The organism is Kitasatospora sp. NPDC005751, from assembly GCF_040630835.1.
Taxonomy (GTDB): domain Bacteria; phylum Actinomycetota; class Actinomycetes; order Streptomycetales; family Streptomycetaceae; genus Kitasatospora.
Window position 1 is genome coordinate 1 of record NZ_JBEXYC010000042.1, and the last position, 25386, is coordinate 25386.

Here is a 25386-nt window from a genome sequence, read left to right on the forward strand (position 1 = left end):
CTCCGCCCGGGTCGTTCGCCGCCGCGAGCGTCAGTTGCTCAGGCGGGCACCGCTGCTGGTGGAGAACACGTGGGTCTCGTTGGCCCTCGGGCGTTGTACCAGGCTCGGGTGGAAGCCCTCGGTTACTTCTTCTTGTCCTTGCTGCCGTACGGCAGCCCGGCGAGGCCGGCGATGACCACGAAGGCCACGATCGGCAGCAGCACGTACAGGCCGAGGGTCTGGGCGACGCTCAGGCCGCTACCCGGGTCGTCGCCGTCGTCCCGGGAGAGGGCCATGGCGGGCGACGACAGCAGCATCATCAGCGTGACCGTTGCGGTGACCGCGCCGGCTCGCAAAGCGTTCCTCTTGTCCACGCTGCTCAACTTACCCGCCGCTTACGTCGCCGCGCTCGGCGGGGTCGGCCTTTCGGGCCTGCCCGCCGGCGGCCCGCAGAACGCCGGTCAGGGCCTGTGCGGCCGGGGCGGCGGCCAGCTCGTCCAGCGTCACCGGGCGGCCGGAGCCGTCCGCGACCGGCAGCCGCCAATTGGGGTACTGGTCCCAGGTGCCGGGCAGGTTCTGCGGGCGCGGGTCCCCCACCAGGTCGGGCAGCCAGAGGCCGACCAGCTCGGCCGGGGTGGCCCGCAGGAAGCGGTACAGCGCCGCCGCCGAGAGCTCCTCGCCCTCGGCCAGCAGGCCCAGCCGGGTCAGCTCGGCCCGCCACTCGGCCAGCTCGGCCGCCGCCTGCGCCTGCTCCTCGTCGAGCGACCTGGCGAGCAGGCCGAGCCGGTGGCGCAGCTCCACGTGCTCGCCGGTCAGCCGGGCGGCGGTGCTCGGGAGGTCGTGGGTGGTCAGGGTGGCCAGGCTGCCCGGCCGCCAGCGCTCCGGGGGCAGGATCTCGCCCCCGGCCTGCCAGTCCCGCTCGAACCAGAGCACCGAGGTGCCCAGGACGCCGCGCGCCGCCAGCTCCTCGCGGACGCCCGGCTCCACGGTGCCGAGGTCCTCGCCGATCACCGCCGTGCCGGCCCGGTGCGCCTCCAGGGCCAGCACGCCCAGCATCGCCTCGGCGTCGTAGTGGACGTAGGCGCCCTCGGTCGGCGGGTGGCCGGCCGGCACCCACCAGAGCCGGAACAGGCCCATCACGTGGTCGATCCGGATCGCCCCCGCGTGCCGGGCCGCCGAGCGCAGCAGCTCCGCGTACGGGGCGTAGCCGGAGGCGGCCAGGGCGTCCGGACGCCAGGGCGGCAGGCCCCAGTCCTGGCCGTGGGCGTTGAAGGCATCCGGCGGGGCGCCGACCGAGATGCCGCCGCCCAGCGCGGCCTGGAGCGCCCAGGCGTCGGCGCCGTCGGGGTGGACGCCGACGGCGAGGTCGTGGATCAGTCCGACGGCCATGCCGGCGGTGCGCGCGGCCTGCTGGGCCGCGGCGAGCTGCCGGTCGACCTGCCAGGCGAGCCAGCGGTGGAACTCCACGCGGTCCGCCAGCTCCTCGGCGGCGAGGACGACGTGCGGGCTGTCCGGATGGCGCAACCCCTTCGGCCAGGCGTGCCAGTCGGCGCCGTGCACCTCGGCGAGGGCGTTCCAGAGCGCGTACCGCTCCAGCCACTCGCCCTCCCGCCGCCGGAAGGCCTCGTAGGCGGCCCGGGCGCCCGCGCCGCGCTCCACCTCGTGCAGCAGCTCCAGGGCGCGGCGCTTGAGCGCCCAGACGGCGTCCCGGTCGATCAGGCCGTCGTGGCCCAGCACCTCGGCGCGCAGCCGGGCGGCGCGCCGGCCCAGCTCCTCGGCCTCGGCCCGCTGCTCGCCCGTCAGGTACGCGTACTCGGGCACCGCCTCGACCCGCAGGTGGACAGGGTCGGCGAAGCGGCGCGAGGAGGGCCGGTAGGGGGACGGGTCGGAGGGGGTGCCCGGCAGCCCCGCGTGCAGCGGGTTGATCTGCACGAAGCCCGCGCCGAGGCTCCCGGCCCACTGGGTGAGTTCGGCGAGGTCGGCGAGGTCGCCCATGCCCCAGGAGCGGTCGGAGAGCACGGAGTAGAGCTGCGCGAGGAAGCCCCAGCCGCGGCCGGGGAGTTGCGGCAGCCGCTCCGGGGCGACGATCAGATGGGCGTCCTGGCGCGTGCCGTCGGTCACCGCGCTGAGCCGGTGCCGCCCGAGCGGCAGGTCGGCGGGCAGCCAGTGGGAGTGCCCGCGCGGCAGCTCCCAGACGCCGCCGTCCTCCAGCTCGACGCTGAGCCGGGCGTCCGCCGGCGCGTCCAGCGCCGTCCGCCGCCCGGCCCGCACCACCACGCAGGGCGGCAGCGACCGCGCCCGCTGCCCGGCCCGGTGGCGCTCCAGCGCCGCCCGGGCCGCCTCCGGCCTGCCCGCCTCCACGCCCAGCGCGGCCAGCACCGCCACCAGTGTCCGCGCCGACGGCTGGAGGGCCGTGTCCACCCCGTACGCCTGCGCCAGCGCGACCAGCTCGGCGGGAGGCGGCGGCGCGTCCTGCGCGGGCACCTCCAGGCCGTCGGCTCCGTCACGGTCGAGATAAGCGGCCACTCGCGGCTCCTGCGATGTCTCGGCAACGCCCGGTCAGAACAGCCACAGTCCTACCCGCGTGACACCCCGGTCACCCGGTGCGACACACGGGCGAAGCATCACACCGCCGCGACCCTCGGGTCAGCGTGTCCGAAGCACCATCACTCACTCGCGAGACAGCTCGCCCTGCCTGACACCGGAGGACTACCGATCCCAGCAACTCATGATCGAGCGAAGATCGGCTCCTCGGAACATTCTGCCCCAGCAACCTCGAGGGCCCGCCTGAGAATCTTAGCCTCGGCTGCGGTCTGCGTGATCCCCGCAGAATTCAGTTCCCCCAGCAGCGCGACGGCATCGCCGATAGTCAGACCCAGCACCCGCCTGATCTCTTTGATCACAAGAGCACGTCGAGGCCCTATAGAGACAACCCTAAGCCGCACTGCGCCATGCTCACGCATTACAGAACTTCGCAGCCACTGCGGGCCAGGCCCAGATCCGCCATCGTCACTGACAAGCCCACAGGACTCACATTCCCATTCAGAGACCCAACCCAGCAAACCCGCCCGGATCACTTGGGCATTCCAGCCACGAGCATCAGCGCCACAGTTTGTGCACTTTAGGCCGACCCGCACCCCCTGCTCGATCATTCCGCCCACCCCCTCATTCGCATATACCTGTCGACTGTGTCATAAAAGCGCTGAGATGCACCAGAGCCATCACGCGGATGGTGACCTGTTATTCCCCGAGCATACCATCGGTGATGAAGCTCCTCGTGGACCACCGTATTCCTTAGGTCATTTCGACTCGAGAACCTCTTCCGCCCAATCTGCGTCCCCACACCCTTCTTCGCCATTCCGGTATTCGCAGTCGGACTATATTGAGGAATGTAAGTGAAGTTCAGATCCTTAAAATCCTCGGCCACAACGGAAGCCAGCGCGCGGGTGCGCGAAGTGGATGACTTGCCATTAGCGGCTTCGATGGTGGCCCGGTCAGCCCATACATTCCCTTCATGCCCTCCACCGTATTCCGTATCGGCCGATACCTCCGCTCCGCCATCCTTCTCCTTCGGGGAAACCTCAGCATCCGACTCTGCCTTACTTGCTCCCGATTCGACCCCAGCAGCATCAGAAGCCGTTTCCTTCGCCGCCTTCTCTTCTGCGGCCTTGGCTGCGGCTCTTTCCGCCGCCTTCGCTTCTGCGGCCGCCGTCCTGGCTACGGCGACGGCTTGACTGGCCTCCGCTGCGGCGCGTTCGCCGGAGCGGATCATGTCGTAAACCTTGTCGATCTCCTTGTAGATCTTGAAGGCCTTGATGCCGACCTTGATGGCCTTGAAGAGCTTGCCCCAGGGCACCGCGTTGAGCGCGGTGTTGACGCAGGCCATCACGTCGCCCTTGGTGAAGCAGTCCCGGGCGTCGTTGAAGCCGATCAGTTCGCCGATCAGGTCGACGACCTTGTGCACGATCTCGTCGCGCTTGCGCTTGCCCTCCTTGACAACCTGGTCGGCGGCGTCCTGCTTCGCCAGAGCCTTCTGCACCCCTGCGTCAGGCGGCTCGACCGGGCCGGGAGGGCTGTAGATGAATACCGCATCGACCGCCTGGCCATTGGCACGAGGCTCGTGGTTGTTCCTGCACTCGTCGGGGTTGTCACAACCGACCTTCAGGCCGTTGGCGTCCGACTTGTTGATGGGGCTGTTGTTGGCGTACGCGTACGCGTTCCATTGCTGGGGGTCGCCAGCGTCCGTGATCGGGTCGGGGCTGATGAAGCGGCCCGTCTTCGAGTCGTACTCGCGGGCGCCGAGGAGGGTGAAGCCGGTGGCCTTCTCCTTGGTGCCTCCGACGAAGCCCTTGTCACCGGCCCAGATCCCCGCGCCCGGCTGGGCGCCGCGCTCGTTGCCGAACGGGTCGGTGGGCCGGCGGACCTGCGAGAGGTCGTAGGCGTCGAACTGGACACCGTTGGTGCCGTGCGGATCCGAACTCTGGTAGGCGAGCGTGGAGGTGCCGTCGGTGGTGGTCCGTGTGATGGAGAGGCCGTTGGGTGCCCCGTAGGAGCGGACGTTGGTGACCACCCCGGTCGTGGTGTCCAGCGTGAGCTGGTCGGCGCCGAGGTTGAGGGTCGTCTTCCCCGGATCTCGGCGGATCAGCTGATTGCCGGAGACGTCGTACAGGTAGCTGGTGCCGGCACTCTGCCCGGTCCCGGTGATCTGGTCGAGCTTGCCCTGGGCGTTCCACGTCAGGGTCTTGGTGCCCGGGGTGTCGGTGACGGACGTCGTATTGCCTGCGGCGTCATAGGTGTAGGAGGTCACCGCGGTCCCGTCCGGGCCGGCCTCCGTGGACTTCATCAGCGCGTGCGGGCCGCCGGTGCCGCCGCCCGTACGTGGATCGGAGGACGGGGTGTTCGGACCGCTGCCGAACGTCTGGGTGGTGACGACGTCCTTGCCGGTGTCGCCGTCGACGTCCTTCTTGACGAGCTTGGTGCGGTTGCCGATCAGGTCGTACTCGTACTGCTGCCAGTACGGAGCCGGGCCGCCCACACTCGGCCTGCCGGCGTTCAGTTCCGGGCCGTTGGCGTTGGCGCAGGAGCCGACCGCCGGGACGTTCGGGTGCGACAGCGTCGTCTGCGCGCCGGTGTCCGTCCAGGCCTGGGTCAGCCGACCGAGGTAGTCGTGGTTGAAGCACTGCAGGTCGGCGGCCTCACCGTCCTGGGCGTTGCGGGCCGAAGTGACCTGGCCGAGCGCGTTGTAGGTGTAGTCGACGACGTCGACGCTCGCGGTCGGAGCGTTCTCCTTGTCCAGGATCGAGCGGGTGACCCGGCCCGTGGCTTCGTCGATCACGGTTGTGGCGACGAGATTGGCCCCGCCGGGACCGAGTGTCGTGCGGAACGCCCGTCCGTAGGGGTCGTACCGAACTCCGGCGATGAAGGTGGTCGACGGGTCGCCACCGATCGTGCTCGACATCGCGGTCAGCTGACCGACGGTGTCGGTCGCGAACTTGAGCCGCTCTCTGGGCAGGCCCGCCACAGCGGGCATCAGGGTGTTCGCCAGCCGACCGGCCTTGTCGTACGTGTTGTCGGTGAGATAGGTACCGGCCAGCTTGCCCTCAACGGCCGGAACCGTGGTCTTGGCCCCCGACTCGCGATAGCCGATGTCGTAGCCGGTGATCTCCGACTTGTACGCCGCTCCGCTCGCACCGCCGACATACCGGGTGGTGGAGGTGGGCTTGCCGAGGGCGAGGCTGTCGTAGGTCCACCCCGCGACCTGCTTGGCCGGGTCGACGGCCGTACCTTCGTAGGTCGCGACGGTGCGACCGAGCAGGTCGGTGACGCTGGTGGCGCTCTTGCCCCGGGAGTCCGTGACCGTGACGAGGTTCCGGCTGTCGTCGTAGGTCGTGGTGCCCGTTCCCGAGTCGGGGTCGGTGCCCTTCACCGGGCGGCCGAGCAGGTCGTACTCATAGGTCCACAGGTTCCCGGCCGCATCCCTGCGCCAGGCCTCCTTGCCCTCAGGCGTGTAGCCGTACGTCGTCTCGTCGTACGCACCGGTCGGGGTGTTCGCCTTGTACTGGCGAAGGGCGACGGTGTTCCCGCGCCCGTCCATGACGGTCGCGGTCGCGTACCCCCCGGCCGGCGGGATGGTGCGGATCTCGTCCGCCCCCGCGTACTCGGTGCGGCTGCGCCACTGCTCGATGCCGTGGGACTGGAAGATCGAGTCCGTGACGCGGCCCATGCCGTCGTACTTCTGCACGGTCTGCGACGGGATCTTGCTGTCCGGGGTCACCCCGCCGTTGGGCAGGAAGAGCTGGCCGCTCGGGGCCGCCTGGTCGTTGTAGTACGCGGCGCTGGTCTTGGTCTGCCAGCTGTGGGAGTCGAACAGAGCATCGGTGACCATTCGCCCGGCAACGCCCGATGGAGCGCTGGCCTGGGTCTGACGGATCCGGCCGAGGCCGTCATAGATGGTGTAGCTCGACGTGTAGGTCTCCAGGTCGCCCATCAGTGCCTGGGTGAGCACCTGTGAGGGTGCGTTGGCTCCGTTGACCGCGTAGGAGAACTTCCGGTTCGGGCGGTTCTGGTGCGTACTCCGGTCGTTGCCAGGACTCCAGCCCGCGACCGAACGGCCGAGTCCGTCGAACTCCTGCTCCGAGACGCGCCCGTTCTCGTCCCGGATCCTGAGCGCCGAGCCGCGGCCGACGTCCAGGGTGGCGACGGTCTGCCATCCCATCGGGTTGGTGTGGGTGATCTGGGTCGGTAGCTGGCCGGAGGCCGGCGAGTAGGCCGTCCTGGTCTCGGCGCTGGTGGCATGGGTGGCGTCGGTACGACTCGGGTCGACGGTGCTGACGACTCGGCCGTAGGCGTCGAAGCTCGCTCGGGCCGTGGGCTTGTAGACCGGCTTTCCGGAGGTGTCGTAGCGCTCCAGTACCTCGGTCGCGGTCTGCTCGGCCTTGGCCCCCGCCTGACCGAACGGCAGCCCGTCGAAGTAGGCCCGGGTGTCGGCGACCGTGTTGTCCTTGGTGGCCGTCGGACCGCAGGTGCCCTTGAGTACGACGGTCCGCGACGCGAGTTGGCTCAACGCACCACCCGGACCGGTGGCGTAGCTGAACGAGGTGCAGAGCAACTGCTCGGGATGGGCCAGATCGCCGTTGTCCCTCACGACGGTCGGCCGGGAGAGCAGGGTGTCGTCGTAGTCGGTGGACTTCTCGCTCGTACGCCAGCCGTTCACCAGCTTCTCGCGACTGGTCACCTTCGAGGTGTTGACCGCCCTCGCGGTGAGGGCCGGCATGCCGCCGGACTGGGTGCGGGTCGCTGTCACGGCGCCGAGCCAAGGGTCGGAGACCACCGTGGAGACTATGCTTCCGTTCTCCGCTTCGTAGTTGGCGGTGTCGCGGATGTACCCGGCGAGAGCGTCCTGGTCCTTGATCGTGCCACCATGCACGTCGGCGACGTCGACCGTCCGTGTGGTTCCACTGGCCAGGATGTCGCCGTCCATGCCGCGCAGGAAGGTCGAGACGGTCTTGGTCCTGGGCGCCTCGAGGTCACTGCCGTTGCCGGAGAGGGTGGTCACCGTGGCGTAGCCGCGGAACTGGTCCCAGGTGCGCGACTTCGGGTCGGCGAGCTCGGAGTCGTTGCGGTGCCAGGCCGCTCCGCCGCCGTACACGTAGTTGGTGACCACGGAGACGGCGCCCGCGACCGTGTCCTGCGAGGTGACGGACTGGACGACGATTTTGTTGAACCAGTCGTTCACCGGATCCGGCGCGGACTGCCCCGGCAAGTACCACTTCACCGGCATGCAGGCCATCGTGTTGCCGTCCTCGGACGACGGCATCCGGCCGGCCGCACGCGAGCATTCGGCAGGTCCGTAGACGACGTTGATCAGACCGCCGGTCTCGGTAGTGATCTTCTGGATGCGCGGACGCTTGAAGGGCTCGACGGATGCCGAGGTACCGTCCGGACGGACGATCCTGCCGTCCACTCGGTTGGCGATCTGCAGCGGCTCGAAGAAGACCTCGGGCAGCGTGATCGGAGCCCTCCCGTTGCTCCCGGTGCGCTGGACGGAGTCCAACCAGAGCGCCGGCGAGGTGCCGTCGCCCGGGTCCTGGAACGACTGGTTGAGGGCGAAGGAGTCGACCGGCCGGAACGCGGAGCCGTCCCAGACCTCGGTGTCGATCTTCGTCAGGCGCTTGGTTGACCAGAAGGTGGGCGAGTAGACGGTGCACTCACCGCTCGCGTCGCAGTTCTGGTCGATCGGAGTGTCCGGCCAGAACTTCGCGTTGGACTTGGTCCGCTGGGACGGTTCGCAGGTGATGTCGCCGCCCGGCAGGCAGCGCTCGGCCGTGCGGAACCACACCTGGGCGGCCGGCTTGGCCGTGCCCTTCGCCGCGATCTGGTCGGGCAGTCGCTGACCGTAGCCGACCCAGACCGGGTAACTGGCGCGCTGGTACTGGACCCGGGGGCCGTTGCCGTCGTTCTGGCCCCCGCCCTGGACGTAGTGGTTCTGCTCCTGCTCGTAGCGGTAGCTGATCAGGTTCTGGTGCGGGTCCACGACGTAGTCCAGCGACCACTGCCAGCCCATCTGTGACCAGGAGCCGGTGGCCGGCGAGCCCGACTTCAGGCACGGGTCCTGGCCGCCCGGCCAGTAGACCGGCACCGTGGAGACCGAGTTGCTGGTCTGGTCCGAACCGTCGCCGCCGGGCAGGTGGTTGGCACCGAAATAGAACTGCGTGCCATCGACGGTCGTGACCCGCCAAGCCTCGCCGTTCCAGGCGCCGTTGTTCCGATCGGTCAGCCGCTCGACCTTGGTGCCGTCCTCGCCCTTGAGGTGCCACTCGCAGGATGTGTCGTCCCGGACCAGCAGTCCGGCATGGCCCGCGAGGGAGAGCTGGAGCAGGTCACCGCCCCAGCACTGGTCGCCCGACTTGTCGATGCCGGCGTCCTTGCACCCCTTGTAGCCGCGGGTGATGGAACCCGGGTGCCACTCCCAGCCCTCACCGACCCAGGACGGCTGGGCATTGGTGGATGCCGTCTTGCCGTCCGATGCGGAGGAGTCGTAACCGAGCGAGACGCTGGGCGCGGCGCCTGCGAGCGCGGAGGGCAGCTCGACGGTGTAGCCGTAGGTGAAGTTACCCGCGTTGACTCCGGCCTGCCAGGAGGCCGATGGCGTGATCGGCGAGGCGGCGAAGTCGCCGGCGCTGCCGGCAGAGGCGGCCTCGACCGCGAGCGCGATCGCCGGGCCGCCTCCCGACTGCGGCGCGGCAAAGGCGCTGGAGGAGAGCGACTTACCCGAGGCGGCCGAGGTCTGCGGCACGTCGACCTCGACGAGCAGGCGGCCGGACTCGCCGTCACGCTGGGAGGGTACGGGCGTGCGCCTGGTGCAACCGGGCAGGCCGGGTGTGGTCAGGGCGCAGCCGGGCAGCTGCACGACGTGGACACGGGAAGCCCAGTCGGCGCCGGCGTTCTTCGCCCAGGAGGTGGTGTCGATCCCGACCTGGACGCGACCGGCCGCACCGCTCTCGCCGGCGTCGGTGAGGGCGACCAGCGCGCCGTTGACCCCTGCCGCGTCGGTTCGGCCGCGGTCGGCCACCTCGACCTGGAGCGCGGCAGGGCCTCCCGGGGCCGGGGCGAGCGGCACACTCTTGGCCGCCTGCTTCGACGTCTGTGTCCGGGCGACCCAGACCGGCAACGATCCGACCTGAACGGGCGAGGAGGCGGTGGACCCGGAGGCGGCGTTCGCCTCGGGCTGCGCCGGAAGCGCCTTCCCGGCGGTGCTTTCCAGCACTGCGACGGCTCTGCCGGACGGCGGGCTCGAGTCGGCAGGCGGTGTCCACTTGGCGCCCGGGTCGGCCCGATGACCTGCCACCTTGGCATCGGTGCCCGTCACCGGCTTGGTCACCGGCACCGGGGTGTTCGGCGGTTCCCAGATCTTCTCGTCCTTGACCGCCTTGGCAACCGCCTCCGCCGAGGGAATCGTCACGATTGACATCAGAACCGCCAAGGCGGCTGCCGCAGCAACGCGCGAGCGATGTGGTCGGGTGAACAAACGTGCACGTCGAGACAACTGATCCCCCCACAGAGTGCCGAGGCCCCGAAAGGCCCATGCATCAGCCCAGGACATCCGGCACCCTATGTGCACTTGTTCGATCACAGGTAGTAGTTTTCTGGGTTCGTCGGATGTGAGCAGAGTCACTTCGCGGCCAATGCATCACCAGCCGAGACAACCCGGACACCCTGTCGACAAAACGCTTTGACAGCGAAGCGGACGTGAAGGCAGCGTGCGGACGACCCTGCTCACTTCACTCGGATGACAGGTACTCATGCCAAGGTCAAAACCGTCCGTACTCATGTCTCGCAGGCGAACTACGGCAAGTCGGACGTTCGGGGCAGCATTTCTCCCACTCGCCTGCGCCTCGGCCCTCGCCCTCGGCACCACCGTGCTGGTTGCCCCTCAGACGGCGGCAGCCACTCCGGTGGCCGATCGCCACCACGGACCCGCCGATCCCTCCTGGCCCGCCCACCCTGCCAAGCCGGCGCAGGGCGAGCAGGCGGCGGCCGTCGCGAAGGCGATGGCTCAGGCGAAGAGCACCGGCAAGCCCGTCGTGGTCGACAGACTCACCAGCGCGGGGAGCCTGACCTCGGCCAACCCCGACGGAACGCTGACCACCGACTCCAGTCCGGTGGCGGAACGCGTCAGGAACAACGACGGAACGTGGCGCGCCATCGATGCGACCCTGCGCACCGCGTCCGACGACACATTGACTCCTGCCGCCGTCCCCTCCGCGCTGACGTTCTCCGGAGGCGGCAAAGGTCCGATGGCGACCATGACCACGTCGGACGGGAAGAAGCTCGCGTTCAAGGCTCCCTTCGACCTCCCCAAGCCCCAACTCGACGGCGACAGTGCCCTGTACCGGTCCGTCCTGCCGGACGTCGATCTGCAGCTGAGCGCCACCGCGGCCGGCGGCTGGCGGCAGGTTCTGATCGTCCGTACGGTGACGGCGGCGGCCGACCCTCGGGTCAAGCAGCTCCACCTGGACATCTCCGGCGACGGTCTGATGGTCAAGGCCGACACACACGGCAACCTGACGGCCGAGGACGCCGAGGGCAAGGTCAGGTTCACCGCCCCGGTCCCGGTGATGTGGGACTCCGCAGCCGCACCGGCCGCCGCGCAGCCGACGACCCTCGGAAAGTCCGCCGAGGCACCGCAGGCGGACAGCACTACTGGCCCGGTGCCCTCGAGCGCGGAGGCACCCGGCGACCATGCGAAGATCGCGCCGGTCGCCACAACCGTGAGCGGCAGCGGGATCGACCTGGTGCCCGACACGACGGTCCTCGGACAGGGCACCGGCCCCTGGTACATCGACCCGGGTTGGAACCCGAGCGTCGACAACGGCGCCCAGGCCTGGGCCCAGGTCCAGGAGGGCTGGCCGGACAACCCGGAGTACAACGGCACCGTCTACGACCAGGACAAGCCGGCCACCGGGTACTGCGACTACGTCGACAGCGCCAACCCCTGTGAGCGGAAGGGACGCGAGCGGGCCTACTTCCAGCTCGGCCTCAGTTCGCAGTTCTGGAACTCCACGGTGCTGAACGCCACGCTCTACGCCAACGTGGTGCGCTCGTCCAGCCCCAGCACGTCCACGCCGATGAACCTGTACTCGACCGGCTCGGGCAACGACAACCCGATCAACCAGTGGACCCGTTGGAACGCCCAGCCGTGCGGCAAGGGACCGATCGGGGCCGCCTGCTCCAAAATCACCACGACCTGGCTCAAGGGCACCGGCGGGGTCGAGTTCGACGTGACCTCACTGATGGCCCGGGCGGCCGCCGAGAAGTGGGGAGGTTGGACCTTCGCCTTCTCCCCCGATGACGAGACCAACAAGTACTACCGGCAGCGTTTCGCCAACAACCCGCACGTCGTGGTCACCTACGACATCGCGCCGCTCGTCAGCACGCCGGCGACCAGCCCCACGCCCGGCTTCGCCGAGGATGCCGTCTTCGATGCCTGCAAGACCCGCGGCACCGTCAATCCCTGGGACAACCCGGGGTGGATCGGAGCCAACACCGACATCAACATCAGCGCCGACACCTGGTCGCCGACCGGCCAGCAACTCTGGACCACGTTCAAGCTCTGGGACGACGACGACGGCGGCTCGTCCAAGACATACGAGACCGGGTGGGGTGCCGGCTCCGGTCGGGTCAACTTCGACGTCGGTTCACTGATCGACGGCCACCAGTACGGCTGGTACGGCGTGACCGACGACGGAACACTGCACAGCGGGAACACCGACATGTGCTTCCTGCGCATCGACCGGACGCCGCCGACCGCCAGGATCACCTCGACGGACTTCCCGGAGTCGGGCACGCTCGGCGGCCACCCGAAGCTCGTCGGCCAGGAGGGCACGTTCACGCTCACCGGTACCGACCCCGCGCCGGCCACCGGCGGTCGGTCGTCGGGTCTGGCGTGCGCCCGTTGGACCGCCGATCCGGTCCAGGCCGCGGCCACCGGATGGAACTGCAACGACGGCGGAAACATCGTCAAGATGAACGGTGCAGGGGCCTACCAGCTGTCGCTGACGCCGTGGCGCTGGGGCACCAACTTCCTCTACCTGCAAACCCAGGACAACGCCGGCAACATGTCCCAGCCCGTCGCGTACACCTACTACGTCCCGCACAACCCCGCCGGCCCCGCACCGGTCTATGGTGACCTGGACTACGACTCCAACCCGGACGTGTTGCTTCCCGACGGCGCCGGAAACCTGCGGCTGACGGGGGCCGGAACGGACCCCCACAGCGCGGCGGGCGCCCTGAACGCCGGTGCACCCGGCGGTGGCGGTTGGGAGGGCGTCGACGTCACCCACCGCGGCTCGTTCACCGACCAGAACTACGACGATCTGATCGCACACGTGCCAGGGGATCCCATCGCCCGCCTGTATGCCAACGACGGAATAGTCGGACGTTTCGACAGTCAGGCCAACGTCGAGCTGCTCAAGCCCACGGAATGCATGCTGGCGGATGCCACACCGATCTCCTGCGCCGACTACGGCGCCGGGACCAACTGGTCGACCGTCACGCAGATCGCGGCTTTCGGCTCGCCCGAAGGGGACACGCCGATCAAGCGTGGCACAGGGCTGCTGGGCCTTCCCCGTACCTCCGTGCTTTACATCGACAACGGCAGGTTGTGGCTGGCTCGTGCGGACGGCACTCAGCAACTGGGGTCGGCATTCCTGCTCTCTCAGAACAACCAGGACTGGAGCTCCTACGACCTGGTAGCCCCAGGACCCGCCAAGGGTTCGGACACCCCTACCCTTTGGGCCCGTTCGAAGGTCGACGGCACCATCCACGCGTATGCGTTCAAGAAGAACGGCTCCACGTTCGACGCCGCCGCGTTCGCCGACCCCGCCCAGGGCTGGCTCGGCGGTGGCTTCGATGCGAAGCTGTACCCGAAGGTCGGCAGCGACGGTGACCTCACCGGTGACGGAATCCCCGATCTCTGGGCTGTCGACACCAACAAGCAGTTGGTGGTCTGGAGTGGTGTCGGCTCCACGTCCGCAGGCACCCCGAAGAGCGGCCCGACCGTCACCGGGCTGGCCGCGGAACCGGTCGTGCTCGGCAACCTCAACCGGCCGATCGGCAACTGGCTGGCCGCCCCGAACGGCACCGACTCCGTCACCGACGGCCAAGGCCGGACGAACGCGCACGCCGATCGGGTCGGCTGGGTTCAGGACACCGTTGGCGGCCGCAGCACCACGGTCGCGCGGTTCGGCCCTGCGGACAGCTCGGTGATCACCATGTCCGGCCCGGTGGTCGACACCCGCAAGAGCTTCACCGTCTCCAGCTGGGCCAAGTCCGGCTCCGGCGGGGGTGTGGTCGCGAGCCAGGACACCGCCCACGGCAGCAACTTCATGCTGTACAGCGAGGGCGCGGGGCGGAACTGGGCCTTCGCACTCGCCTACGGCGACGACGACAACTGGCCCTACCACTGGACGAGCGGGACGAACGCCTCAGCGGCGGTCCGGCCCGGTGTCTGGACCAGGCTCACCGCCTCGTACAACGCGGGTACCGGACTGATGTCGCTCTACGTCGACGGTGTGCTCGCCGCAACGGGCTACCACAGGTCCAACGAGAGCCCGCCGTCCTCCGGGCCGTTCATGCTCGGCCGGTACAAGTACCAGTCGGCCGCGAGCACCAGCTTCGACGGGAGCATCAGCGGCACCGCCGTCTACCCGTTCGCGGTCGGACCGGCCGCCTCCGGCGCCAGGAGCACCGTCCAGTCCGCCGTCAACCCGTCGATGTGCGCGGACGACGCCGGTTTCGGGACCGCCGACGGCACCCCGATTCAGCTCTGGGACTGTCACGGTGACACCTCCCAGCAGTTCTCGCTCGGCAACGACGGGACGGTCCGGGTGCTGGGCGGATGCTTGACGCCGGTCGGAGCAGGGCGCGACAACGGCGTGAAGATGGAGTACCGCACCTGCAACGGCACCGAATCGCAGAAGTGGATCCCGCTCGCCGACAACACACTGTTCCACCCGGATTCCGGCCGTTGTCTGGACCTGCCGGGCTGGAGTGCCACCAACGGGAACCGGCTGCAGCTCTGGGACTGCCACCCCGGCGCGTCCCAGCAGTGGATCGTTTCCGCACTGAGGACAGCCGTCCTCCCCGCCCCACCGCTGTCGTGATGCCCGGTTCCCGACCGGGAGCATGAGCAGCCCTCCGGGTCCGTTCCGCCGAGTGATCGGCGGAACGGACCCGGAGGTTTCCGGCAGCAGGGCGAGGAAAGTACAAAAGGGACAAACTTGGCATACCCGTCGGTGACGTTGACACCGGCATGGCCAACTGGTGGGCTTTGGCGCGTTGTGGTCGATGCCTGGCGAGGAGGCTCCTGTGCAAGCCCGAGTGTCCGTCGCCGCGGGGCGGCGGTTGAGGCAGCAGCTGGAGCAGAGTCCGGCGCTGCGGGACGTGTTGCAGCACCCGGCGGCGCTAGCGGCGCGGCGGGCGACGGCGCGGACGTGCCGTCAGCTGGCGCCCCGGACGGCGGACCGGCTGATCGCGGATCTCAAGGGCACGGAGCCGCTGCTGGCGTCGGTGCGGGCCGAGCGGGCCCGGGCCTGGACGCCGAGCCGGCGCCGGACGCTGCAGGTGGCGGCGACGCTCTCGGCCGCGGCCGTGGTCGGCGGACTGCTGGTGAGCGGCCCGGCCGCGTACGCCTACAGCCCCGGGCCGGACGTGGTGAGCACCGCGGCGCAGACGCCGCTGGGCAGTGTGAGCAACCCTCAGGTCTTCCCGCGGCCGCAGGAGCAGAGCGTGGCCGGCAGGCCGGTCACGGTGCCCGCCGCGGTGACGCTGGTGACCTCGGCGAAGGCGGACCACGGCGCGGTGGACACCGTGCGCGAGGTGCTGGGCGTGGCCGGGGCCACCACGGTGACGCCGCAGGCGGAGGCCGGGACGCCGGCCGCCGGATCGCTGGTGGTCTACGTCGGCGGACCGGCCGAGGAGGCCGGCGGCGAGGTCGACCGGGCGCTGCGCGAACTGACCGCGGCGGCCGGCGGCAAGGACGGCGGTGCGCCCTCCACGGCGGGGATGCCGGCCGGCGGGTACGTGCTCTCGGCCGGCCAGCTGCCGGCCCCGGGCGGCGGGACGTACGGCGTGGTGGTGCTGGCCGGGGCCGACCAGGCGGGCACCTTCTACGCGGCGCAGAGCATGCGCCAGCTGCTGGCCGCCGTACCGGCCGGACAGGGGCAGGCGCCGGGCGCGGCCGGTCTCGGGCTGCCCGGGATCACGCTGCGCGACTGGCCGTCCGGCGCACCGGTGCGCGGTACCGCGGAGGCGTTCTACGGCACCCCGTGGAGCCAGCAGCAGCGCCTCGACCAGCTGGACTTCCTGGGCCGCTCCAAGCAGAACTTCTACCTCTACGCCCCCGGTGACGACCCGTACCGGCTCTCCCGCTGGCGCGACGCATACCCGGCGGCCCGGGCCGAGGACCTCAAGGCGCTGACCGCCCGGGCCGGGGCGAACCACGTGACGGCCGGCTACGCGATCGACCCGGGGCAGTCGTTCTGCTACAGCTCGGCCAAGGACGCGGACGCGCTGGTCGCCAAGCTGGACGGGCTCCGGGCGCTCGGCTTCACCGCCTTCCAGCTGCAGTTCCTGGACGTCTCCTACGACGAGTGGCACTGCGGCGACGACCGCTCCAAGTACGGCACCGGTCCGGCCGCCGCCGCCAAGGCGCAGGCCGAGCTGGCGGCCAAGGTGCAGGACCGGCTGATCGCGAAGCACCCGGGGCTGGCGCCGCTGTCCGTGGTGCCGACCGAGTACCACCAGCAGGGCTCCACGCCGTACCGCAAGGCGCTGGCGGCGGCGCTGCCGGCGGGCGTGCAGGTGGCCTGGAGCGGTGTCGGGGTGATCCCGGAGAAGATCACGGGCGCTCAGGCCGCCGAGACCGCCGAGCTGTACGGGCACCCGCTGGTCACCATGGACAACTACCCGGTGAACGACGCCAGCCCGGACCGGCTCTTCCTCGGCGCCTACACCGGCCGGGACGCCGAGGTCGCCACCCGGTCGGCCGTCATGCTGACCGGTGCGATGGAGCAGCCGGTGGCCTCGCGGATCGCCCTGGCGACCGCCGGGGACTTCGCCTGGAACCCGGGCGGGTACAAGCCGGAGGACTCCTGGCAGGCCGCGCTGCGCTCGCTGGCGGGCCCGGCCGGCGCCACCGCCGCCCCGGCCGGGGCGGTCCTGGCCTCCGTCACCGCGCTGGCCGGCAACAGCTCCTCCTCGCCGCTGTCCAAGGAGGAGTCCGGCTACCTCAACCCGCTGCTGGAGCGGTTCTGGGCGACCGCCGAGCCGAACGCCGGCGCGGCGCCCGACCTCGCCCGGCTGATAGAGGCGGCGGCCCCGCTGCGGGAGTCCTTCGCCGCGATGGCGGGCGCCCAGCAGACCCTGAGCGCCACGCCGGCCACCGCCCCGCTGGCCGCCGAGGCCGGCCCCTGGCTGGCCCCGCTGCGCGACTACGGCCTGGCCGGCCAGGCGGCGCTGGACATGCTGCTGGCCCAGCGCGGCGGCGACGGCGCGGCGGCCTGGCGGGCCCGGGTGGAGCTCAACAAGCTGCGCGAGCAGCTCGCCCAGAGCCCGGCGACGGTCGGGGCGGGCGTGCTCGGCCCGTTCCTGGAGCGCGCCGTGCGGGCCGCCGACAACTGGGCCGGCGTGGTCGGCGGCGGGGCCGCCCCGACCACCACCCTGGGCACCGCGCACGACCACCTGCCGGCGCTGATGACCGACGGCGTGGCCGACACCTTCTACTGGAGCTCGGCGCCGCCGCAGCCCGGCGACTCGGTGGGCCTCGACCTCGGCGGCGGCCGCCCGGTCGGCAGCGTCACCGTGCTGATGGGCTCCTGGGGCAGCGGCCCGGACGGCCAGAACGCGCTGGACGACTACATCCACGACGGGGTGCTGGAGTACTCCACCGGCGAGGGCGGCTGGAAGCAGCTCACCCAGGTGAGGAACCAGAAGAGCGTCACCGCCCAGCTGCCCGGCGGGGCGGTCGTGCGCGGGGTGCGGCTGCGGGCCACCGCCGCCCAGAAGACCGCCGTCGCGGTCCGCGAGTTCACCGTGACCGCGCCGGACGAGGCCCCGGCCAGTGTCACCGGCGGCCCGGCCGCGCTGCCCGGCGCCTCGGCCGGCGCCGTGCTGGACGGCAACCCGGACACCGCCTACCGGGCGGCCACCGCGCCGACCGCCGCCGACGAGCCGCTCACCGTCGAGCTGGGCGCGGCCCGGCCGCTGGACCGGCTGACCGTCCTCACCGACCCGACCGTGCGGGCCTCGGCCACCGTCTCGGTGCGGCGCGCCGACGGCAGCTGGGCGGAGATCGGCACCGTGCAGCCCGGCTACAACGAGCTGCCGGCCGGCGGCCAGAGCGCGGACGCCTTCCGGCTGGCCTGGAAGCCCGGCGGGGAGCCGCCGGTCGTCAACCAGGTGATCCCCTGGTACGCGGACGCCCCGGCCGCCCGGCTGAGCCTGGCCGACGCCGCGCTGGACGTGGTGACCGGCGCGGCCGCGCCGGTGCAGGCCCGCGCGATGATCGAGGCGGGCCGGCCGGAGGGCGCGGTGGGCGAGCTGCGCACCGAGGTGCCGGCCGTGGCCAAGGGCCTGACCGTGGCGCCGGCCTCCGGGGTGAGCGTGCCGCGCGGCGGCCGGGTGGGCGTGCCGCTGCTGATCAGCGCCGCGCCGGGGACGCCGTCCGGCACCTACCAGGTGCCGGTGCAGTTCGTGACCGGCTCGACCACCGTGCGGCAGGTGCTGCAGGTGCACGTGGTGCCGCCGACCGGCGGCCCGGACCTCGCCGGCACCGCGAAGGCCGCCTCCTCGGCCGACGAGACCTCGGCCTTCCCCGCCTCGGCGGTGGCCGACGGCGACCCGAAGAGCCGCTGGTCCTCCCCCGCCAAGGACGACGCCTGGGTCCAGCTGGAGCTGCCGAAGGCCGCCCACCTGGGCTCGGCGGTGCTGCACTGGCAGGCCGCGTACGCCTCCTCGTACAAGATCCAGGCCTCGGCGGACGGCGTCTCCTGGACGACGGTGGCGACGGTCGACGACGGCAAGGGCGGCAACGAGACGGTGCGGTTCGACGCGCCGGACGCGAAGTTCCTGCGGGTCCAGGGCGTCGCCCGGGCGACCAAGTACGGCTACTCGCTCTGGGGCGTGGAGCTGTACGCCGTCACCGACCCGGCGACGGCCGGGCAGCCGGCCACGACACCGGGCACCCCGGCGGTACCGGCCACGCCGCCCGCGGTGCCGGCCGCCCCGCCCGCGACCACCGCACCGGTGACGCCGTCCGGATCGCCCTCGCAGAAGCCGTAGCCCACGCGGAAGCCGTGGCGGAGCCCGCCGCGCGGGGCCGTGACGGGCCCTCGAACGGCGGGCCGCCGCGCTCCCCGATACGGGGTGCGCGGCGGCCCATGAGGCGTACCGGAGATATGACGGGCAAGCCCTTGGTGGAGCGGGGTCAGGCGGAGAGCGGTTCGGCCTGCTCACCGCGGCGGACGGGGGCGGAGTGGGCGCCGTGCGCCCGGGTGAGCGGCAGCGCGTGCGCGGCCTCGGTATGGTCGTGGTGCTCGTACTCGGCCCACTGCGGGGCGTGCAGCTGGTCGCCGCCGCCGTACGGCTCCAGGTAGGGCCGCCAGCGCGGATCCTTGATCCCGGTGCCGATGATGCGCCAGGCCAGGCCGCTGGGCGGGGCGGGCGGGCGCTTCATCCGCCAGCCGAGTTCGGTGAGGTGGCGGTCGGCCTTGGTGTGGTTGCAGCGGCGGCAGGCTGCCACCACGTTGTCCCACCGGTGCTGGCCGCCCCGGCTGCGCGGGATGACGTGGTCGACGCTGGTGGCGGCGGCCCCGCAGTAGACGCAGCGGCCGTGGTCACGGGCGAACAGCGCCCGGCGGGTGAGCGGGACCGGCCCGCAGAACGGGACCCGGACGAAGCGGGTCAGACGGACGACGGACGGCGCCGGAAGGGCGCTGGTGGCGCTGTGCAGAGTGACTCCCGAGTCCTCCAGGCTGACCGCCTTGTGGTTGAGGACCAGGATGAGTGCGCGGCGCATCGATACGACGCCGAGCGGCTCGTAGGACGCGTTGAGGACCAGGACATGCGGCACGGATGCCTCCTTGGACGCCTGCGGCGCGTGGCTCGCGCCGGGACGAGCGGTTCGACCGCGCAACGGGTGCGTGATCTCCCCCAGTGTCGCCTTACGCCTTTGTACGGCGCCACCACTCCTGTGTAACGGAGCGGATGTGAACTCCGGGTGTGGGTTCTGTCATACCCGATATGCCCGGGCGAAGGACGGGTTGCACCCGGGTGCCCTCCCGGAGGACCCTTCGCCCGCTCGGAGCAGCGGGCCACCCGGGTGCCGCCCGGACGGCGCCCGGGCCGTCCCGGCACCGTTCAGGGGCCGCGCGGGGGTCGCCTTGGGGCCCGACCCGGGGCGTGCCGGGGCGTTGACGGGGCGTCCGGACGGTGGTCACGCGCCCCGGAGCGGCTCCCGCCGGGCGGGTGGCGGCCGCCCGGCGTGTCCGGGGCGCGGCCGGACGGCGGATAGGCTAAGGCGGACGGTCCGCAGGCCCCGGGTGTGCTTCCGCGTCGGCGGGCTGTGCCACGCCCCCTGCAGGAAGGTCCCCGCACGTGTTCAGGTCCGGTGCCGCCGGTCTCCTCGCCGACGCGTCCACGACGCTCTCGTCCACGCCGCCGAGCCCGTCCCCGAGCCCCACGGCCCCGCAGCTGCCGCAGTTCGACCTCAGAATCCCGACCAGCGCGCAGGAGGTCAGCGACACCACCAAGCAGGCGGCCGGCTGGTTCGACTCGCACTGGCAGGACTGGCTGGCCGGCGGGGTGCGGATCGTCTTCATCGTCGTGCTGGCGCTGGTGCTGCGGGCCGTGGTGCGCAAGCTGATCACCCAGTTGATAGCGCGGATGATCAAGCCGAACGAGGCCGACGAGGAGCCCGGCCGGCTCGGCGGGCTGCTGGCCAACACCGGGGTGGTCAACCCCGAGCGCCGGCAGCAGCGCTCCGAGGCGATCGGCTCGGTGCTGCGCAGCGTCGCGTCGTTCAGCATCCTGGGCACGGCCGCGCTGATGGTCCTCTCGGCGCTCGGGGTGAACCTGGCGCCGCTGCTGGCGAGTGCCGGTGTGGCCGGTGTGGCGATCGGTTTCGGCGCCCGCAACCTGGTCACGGACTTCCTCTCCGGGGTCTTCATGATCATGGAGGACCAGTACGGCGTCGGCGACGAGATCGACACCGGGGTGGCCACCGGCACGGTGCTGGAGGTCGGCCTGCGGGTCACCAAGCTGCGCGGCGCGGGCGGCGAGATCTGGTACATCCGCAACGGCGAGGTGAAGCGGATCGCCAACATGAGCCAGGGCTGGTCGACCGCCTCGGTGGACGTCCAGGTCGGCTACAAGGAGGACCTGGCCCGGGTCGAGGCGCTGATCCAGGAGACCGCGGAGACGCTGGCCAAGGAGGCGCCGTTCGACGAGCTGGTCTGGGCGCCGGTCTCGATCCTGGGCGTGGAGTCCGTCGCGGTGGACTCGGTGGTGCTGCGGGTCGAGGCGCGCACCGCCCCGGGCAAGGCGCTGTCGGTCGCCCGGGCGCTGCGGCACCGGCTGAAGACCGCGTTCGACCAGGCCGGGATCAAGGTCAAGGAGGAGCCGCCGGCCGCCGCCGGCGTCGCCGCGGCCACCGGGGCGGCGGCCTCCGGGGTGGTGCTGACGGCCGCCTCGGTGACACCGTCCGCCGACACCGCCCCGCCGTCCGCGCTGGCCGACCCGGCCTCGCCGCGCTACCTCGCGACGGCGCCGATACCGGCTCCCGTCAAGCCCGCCGACGACGCCTCCAAGGCGCCCTGACGGCCCGGGCGCCCGGACGCCGACGGCCCCGCCGCCCGGCCCGGGCGACCCGCGCACCCGGGCGCCGACGGCGCCGGAGCGCGGCGCGAACCGGAGCAAAGCCCCGCCTCCCGGACATCGGGGAGCGGGGCTTCGCGCTGCCCGGTAACGCTTCGGCATCCACCGCCGGAGGGACCATTGACACCCTCCTGACGAGGACCGTACGGTCCTGTCCAAGCGACTGGAAAGTTTCCTAACAGTTCGCTTCGAGCCCACCCGGTGATCACCGTGACGTGTCAGGAGAGGAGGATCCGCGTCGTGAGCAGACCATCCGCCAAGGCCCCCCTCGCCGGCACCCCCAGCCTGCTGCGCGCCATCAACGACCGCGCGGCCCTCGAACTGCTACTGGAGAACGGCCCGCTCTCGCGGACCCAGATCGGCACCCTGACCGGCCTCTCCAAGCCCACCGCCTCCCAGCTGCTGGCCCGCCTGGAGGCGGCCGGGCTCGTCCTGCCGGTGGGCACCACCGCCGGCGGGCCGGGCCCCAACGCGCAGCTGTACCAAGTGAACCCGGCGGCCGGTCACGTCGCCGGCCTGGACGTCACCAACAGCCACGCCCGGATCGCGGTCGCCGACATCACCGGCGTCACGCTGGCCGAGCACGTCGTACCGACCAAGGGCTGGACCGCCGCCGAGACGGTCACCCGGGTCGCCGCGGCCGTCGCCGGGACGGTCCGGGCCGCCGGGCTCGCCGAGGGCGCCCTGCGCACGGTGGCGATCGGCGTCGGCGGCGCGCCCGACCCCGTCACCGGCAAGCTCCGCTACGCCTCCCACCTGCCCGGCTGGCACTCCCCGCGACTGGTGCAGGACCTCTCCGAGGCGATCGGCGCACCGGTGTCGATCGAGAACGACGTGAACCTGGCCGCCGTCGCCGAGCAGGCCTCCGGCGCGGCGCGCGGGTTCGAGGACTTCGTCCTGCTCTGGGCCGGCGAGGGCATCGGCGCGGCGATCGTGATCGCCGGCCGGCTGCACCGCGGCTTCACCGGGGGCGCCGGAGAGGTCGGCTACATGCCCGTCCCCGGCTCGCCGGTGGTGCGGGACGTCCGCCGCCGCAACTCCGGCGGGTTCCAGGAGCTGGCCGGCGCACCCGCCGTCCGGGCCCTGGCCCGGGAGTACGGGCTCGGCGCGCCCAGCGCGGAGGAGTCGCTCGCCAAGGCCCTGGCGACCCCGGGGGCCGGCGACGAGTTCCTCGCCGCGCTGGCCGGCCGGCTCGCCGTCGGACTGGCCGCGATCGTCGCCGTCGTGGACCCCGAGCTCGTGGTGGTCTCCGGCGGCGTGCCGAACGCGGGCGGCGAGCGGCTGCGCGCCCTCGTCGAGGAGGAGCTGGCCCGGATCTCGATCGCCCGGCCGGAGGTCCGCAGCAGTGCCCTGCCCGGCTCACCCGTCCTGCTCGGCGCACTGCAACGCGCCCTGGCAGCCGCTCGCGAGGCGGTCTTCTCCACGCACTGAAGGCCGCCCCACCGCGGCCCCCGCCGCACCGCCCACCGCCGGTTCCCACCGCACCGAAGCCCTGCACCAAAGCCCCTGCACACCTCTCCCCAACCCCCTTACGCGGGACCAGAGGCAATGACGCCTGCCCGCGCGCCCCCAGGAGGATCTCGAAGTGCACTCCACCACCTCTCGCAGAAGCCGCCGGACGATCGCCGCCGTGACCGGCAGCGCCGTACTGGCCCTGCTCGCCACCGCCTGCACCGGGTCCAGCGACGGCGGCGGCAGCGACGACTCCGCCTCCGGCAAGGACGTCACCATCAGCTTCTGGCACGGCTGGAGCCAGGACTCCGAGGTGAAGGCGATCAACGACAACATCGCCGCCTTCGAGAAGGCCCACCCGAACATCCACGTCAAGACGACCGGCAACATCGCCGACGACAAGGTCAACCAGGCGCTGCGGGCCGGCGGCGACGCGGCCCCCGACGTGGTCTCCTCCTTCACCACCAACAACGTCGGCATGTTCTGCTCGACCAAGGCCTTCGCCGACCTCAAGCCCTTCCTCGCCAAGGACAACATCGACGCGGCCAAGACCTTCCCGGCCGCGATGCTCAACTACACGCAGTACCAGGGCAACCAGTGTTCGCTGCCGCTGCTCGGCGACGCCTTCGGCCTGTACTACAACAAGGCCGCCTTCGCCGCCGCCGGCATCACCGCCGCGCCGAAGACCTTCAGCGAGTTCGCCGCCGCCGCGGCCGCGCTGACCGTCCCCGAGGGCGACGGCTACAAGCAGCTCGGCTTCATGCCGCTGTACCACGGCTACGAGTCGACCACCGAGCACTTCCTCGGCCAGTGGGGCCCCAGCTACTTCGACGGCTCCGGCAAGTCGAACCTCGCCACCGACCCCAAGATCGCCTCGATGCTGACCTGGCAGAAGGGCCTGGTCGACAAGCTCGGCGGCTACGACAAGCTGGACAAGTTCCGCGCCACCTTCGGCGAGGAGTTCAGCGCCAAGAACCCCTTCCACACCGGCCAGGTCGCGATGGCCATCGACGGTGAGTGGCGGACCGCCTCGCTGGCCGAGAACAAGCCCGACTTCGAGTGGGCCACCGCGCCGTTCCCGGTGCCGGACGACCAGGTCGACACCTACGGCCGCGGCTACCAGACCGGCACCATCGTCGGCATCGCCAGCACCAGCAAGAAGCAGGCCGCCGCCTGGGAGCTGGTCAAGTTCCTGACCACCGACACCGACGCGGTGGTCAGCTTCGCCAACGCGATCCACAACGTGCCGAGCACCTTCGACGCGCTCAACTCGCCGAAGCTGATCAGCGACGCGAACTTCAAGACCTTCCTGGACATCGCCAAGAACCAGCACTCCGGCACCACGCCGGCGAGCGTCAACGGCGGCGCGTACATCGTGTCGCTGCAGAACCTCGGCTACGCCTACGAGTCCGGTCAGCAGAAGGACCTCCCGGCCGGCCTGACGGCCACCGCCAAGGAGATCGACGCCGCCATCGCCCAGGCCAAGTAGCCAGCGGCCCACGGAGCTCCCATGTCACTCGCGTTCGGCACCCGCAAGGGCCCCGGATCGACCGACCCGGCGGCGCCCTCCACGCAGCACCTGCTGCGCCGGAAGCGCCGCCGGGAGGCGGCCCGCACCCTCGCCTTCCTCTCCCCCTGGCTGATCGGCTTCGGCGTCTTCTTCCTGTACCCGCTGATCTCGACGGTCTACTTCTCCTTCACCAAGTACAACGGCTTCGGCTCGCCGGCCTTCACCGGCCTGCAGAACTGGGACTACGTCTTCAACGACCTCCCGGCGTTCTGGCAGGGCCTGCGCAACACCGTCTGGCTGGTCTTCATCATGGTCGGCCTGCGGGTGGCCTTCGGCCTCGGCATCGGCCTGCTGATCACCAAGGTCAAGACCGGCGCCGGCTTCTTCCGCACCGCGTTCTACCTGCCGTACCTGGCACCGCCGGTGGCCGCGACCGTCGCCTTCGCCTTCCTGCTCAACCCCGGCACCGGCCCGGTCAACCACTTCCTCGGCGAGATCGGACTGCCGCAGCCCGGCTGGTTCTCCGACCCGTCCTGGTCCAAGCCCTCGCTCACCATGCTCGCCATGTGGGGGATCGGCGACCTGATGGTCATCTTCATGGCGTCCCTGCTGGACGTCCCGAAGGAGCAGTACGAGGCCGCCGAACTGGACGGCGCCGGCCCGCTCCAGCGGTTCCGGTTCGTCACCCTGCCGAACATCTCGCCGATCATCATGTTCGCGGTGGTCACCGGCGTCATCCAGACCATGCAGTACTACACGCAGGCGATCGTCGCCGGGAAGGTGGCCGGCGGCAACGCGGGCAACTCCGGGCAGCAGTTCGAACCCGGCTACCCGCAGGGCTCCACCTGGACCCTGCCGCAGATGGTCTACAACCTCGGCTTCCAGCGCTTCAACTACGGCGCGGCGTGCGTCGTCGCCCTGGTGCTGTTCGCCATCTCGATGGCGGTCACCTCGGTCCTGCTCCGCCGCAAGTCCGGCTTCATGTCGAACGACGACTAGGGCCCAGTGAGGAC

General features: G+C 71.2%; 10 protein-coding genes. 6 read left to right on the forward strand and 4 right to left on the reverse strand.

Annotation, left to right across the window (positions count from 1 at the left end):
• Window positions 1-122 precede the first annotated feature (122 nt).
• The 3 genes from ABZ497_RS27395 to ABZ497_RS27405 all read right to left on the reverse strand — a co-directional run bounded on the left by ABZ497_RS27395 (window position 123) and on the right by ABZ497_RS27405 (window position 10111).
• Window positions 123-362 (reverse strand): hypothetical protein, encoded by a 240-nt coding sequence (locus tag ABZ497_RS27395; RefSeq protein ID WP_329489973.1) that lies wholly within the window; start codon window positions 360-362, stop codon window positions 123-125.
• Window position 363: 1 nt separating this feature from the next.
• Window positions 364-2463: a 4-alpha-glucanotransferase gene (gene malQ, locus ABZ497_RS27400; protein ID WP_359809043.1), complete on the reverse strand. Its 2100-nt coding sequence runs from the start codon at window positions 2461-2463 to the stop codon at window positions 364-366.
• A 664-nt stretch (window positions 2464-3127) separates the two neighbouring features.
• Window positions 3128-10111 (reverse strand): RHS repeat-associated core domain-containing protein, encoded by a 6984-nt coding sequence (locus tag ABZ497_RS27405; protein ID WP_359809001.1) that lies wholly within the window; start codon window positions 10109-10111, stop codon window positions 3128-3130.
• 322 nt (window positions 10112-10433) lie between these two features.
• On the opposite strand from ABZ497_RS27405, the gene ABZ497_RS27410 reads away from it, so the two are divergent.
• Complete coding sequence (locus ABZ497_RS27410; RefSeq protein WP_359809002.1) at window positions 10434-14642, forward strand: ricin-type beta-trefoil lectin domain protein; 4209 nt, start codon at window positions 10434-10436, stop codon at window positions 14640-14642.
• Between the two features lie 205 nt (window positions 14643-14847).
• Window positions 14848-18819: a beta-N-acetylglucosaminidase domain-containing protein gene (locus ABZ497_RS27415; protein ID WP_359809004.1), complete on the forward strand. Its 3972-nt coding sequence runs from the start codon at window positions 14848-14850 to the stop codon at window positions 18817-18819.
• Window positions 18820-18964: 145 nt separating this feature from the next.
• On the opposite strand, the gene ABZ497_RS27420 is transcribed toward ABZ497_RS27415, so the two are convergent.
• Window positions 18965-19609: an HNH endonuclease gene (locus ABZ497_RS27420; RefSeq protein WP_352293908.1), complete on the reverse strand. Its 645-nt coding sequence runs from the start codon at window positions 19607-19609 to the stop codon at window positions 18965-18967.
• A 524-nt stretch (window positions 19610-20133) separates the two neighbouring features.
• Here ABZ497_RS27420 and ABZ497_RS27425 point away from each other — a divergent pair.
• The 4 genes from ABZ497_RS27425 to ABZ497_RS27440 all read left to right on the forward strand — a co-directional run bounded on the left by ABZ497_RS27425 (window position 20134) and on the right by ABZ497_RS27440 (window position 25372).
• On the forward strand, window positions 20134-21354 hold the full coding sequence (locus ABZ497_RS27425) for a mechanosensitive ion channel family protein (RefSeq protein ID WP_329489970.1): 1221 nt from the start codon (window positions 20134-20136) through the stop codon (window positions 21352-21354).
• A 297-nt stretch (window positions 21355-21651) separates the two neighbouring features.
• The gene (locus ABZ497_RS27430) at window positions 21652-22842 is read left to right on the forward strand and encodes an ROK family transcriptional regulator (protein ID WP_329489969.1); all 1191 of its coding nucleotides are present in this window, start codon (window positions 21652-21654) and stop codon (window positions 22840-22842) included.
• 199 nt (window positions 22843-23041) lie between these two features.
• Window positions 23042-24352: an extracellular solute-binding protein gene (locus tag ABZ497_RS27435; protein ID WP_359809007.1), complete on the forward strand. Its 1311-nt coding sequence runs from the start codon at window positions 23042-23044 to the stop codon at window positions 24350-24352.
• A gap of 21 nt (window positions 24353-24373) precedes the next feature.
• A complete protein-coding gene (locus tag ABZ497_RS27440) occupies window positions 24374-25372 on the forward strand; it encodes a sugar ABC transporter permease (RefSeq protein WP_359809008.1) in 999 nt (332 codons plus the stop codon).
• Window positions 25373-25386: the final 14 nt, after the last annotated feature.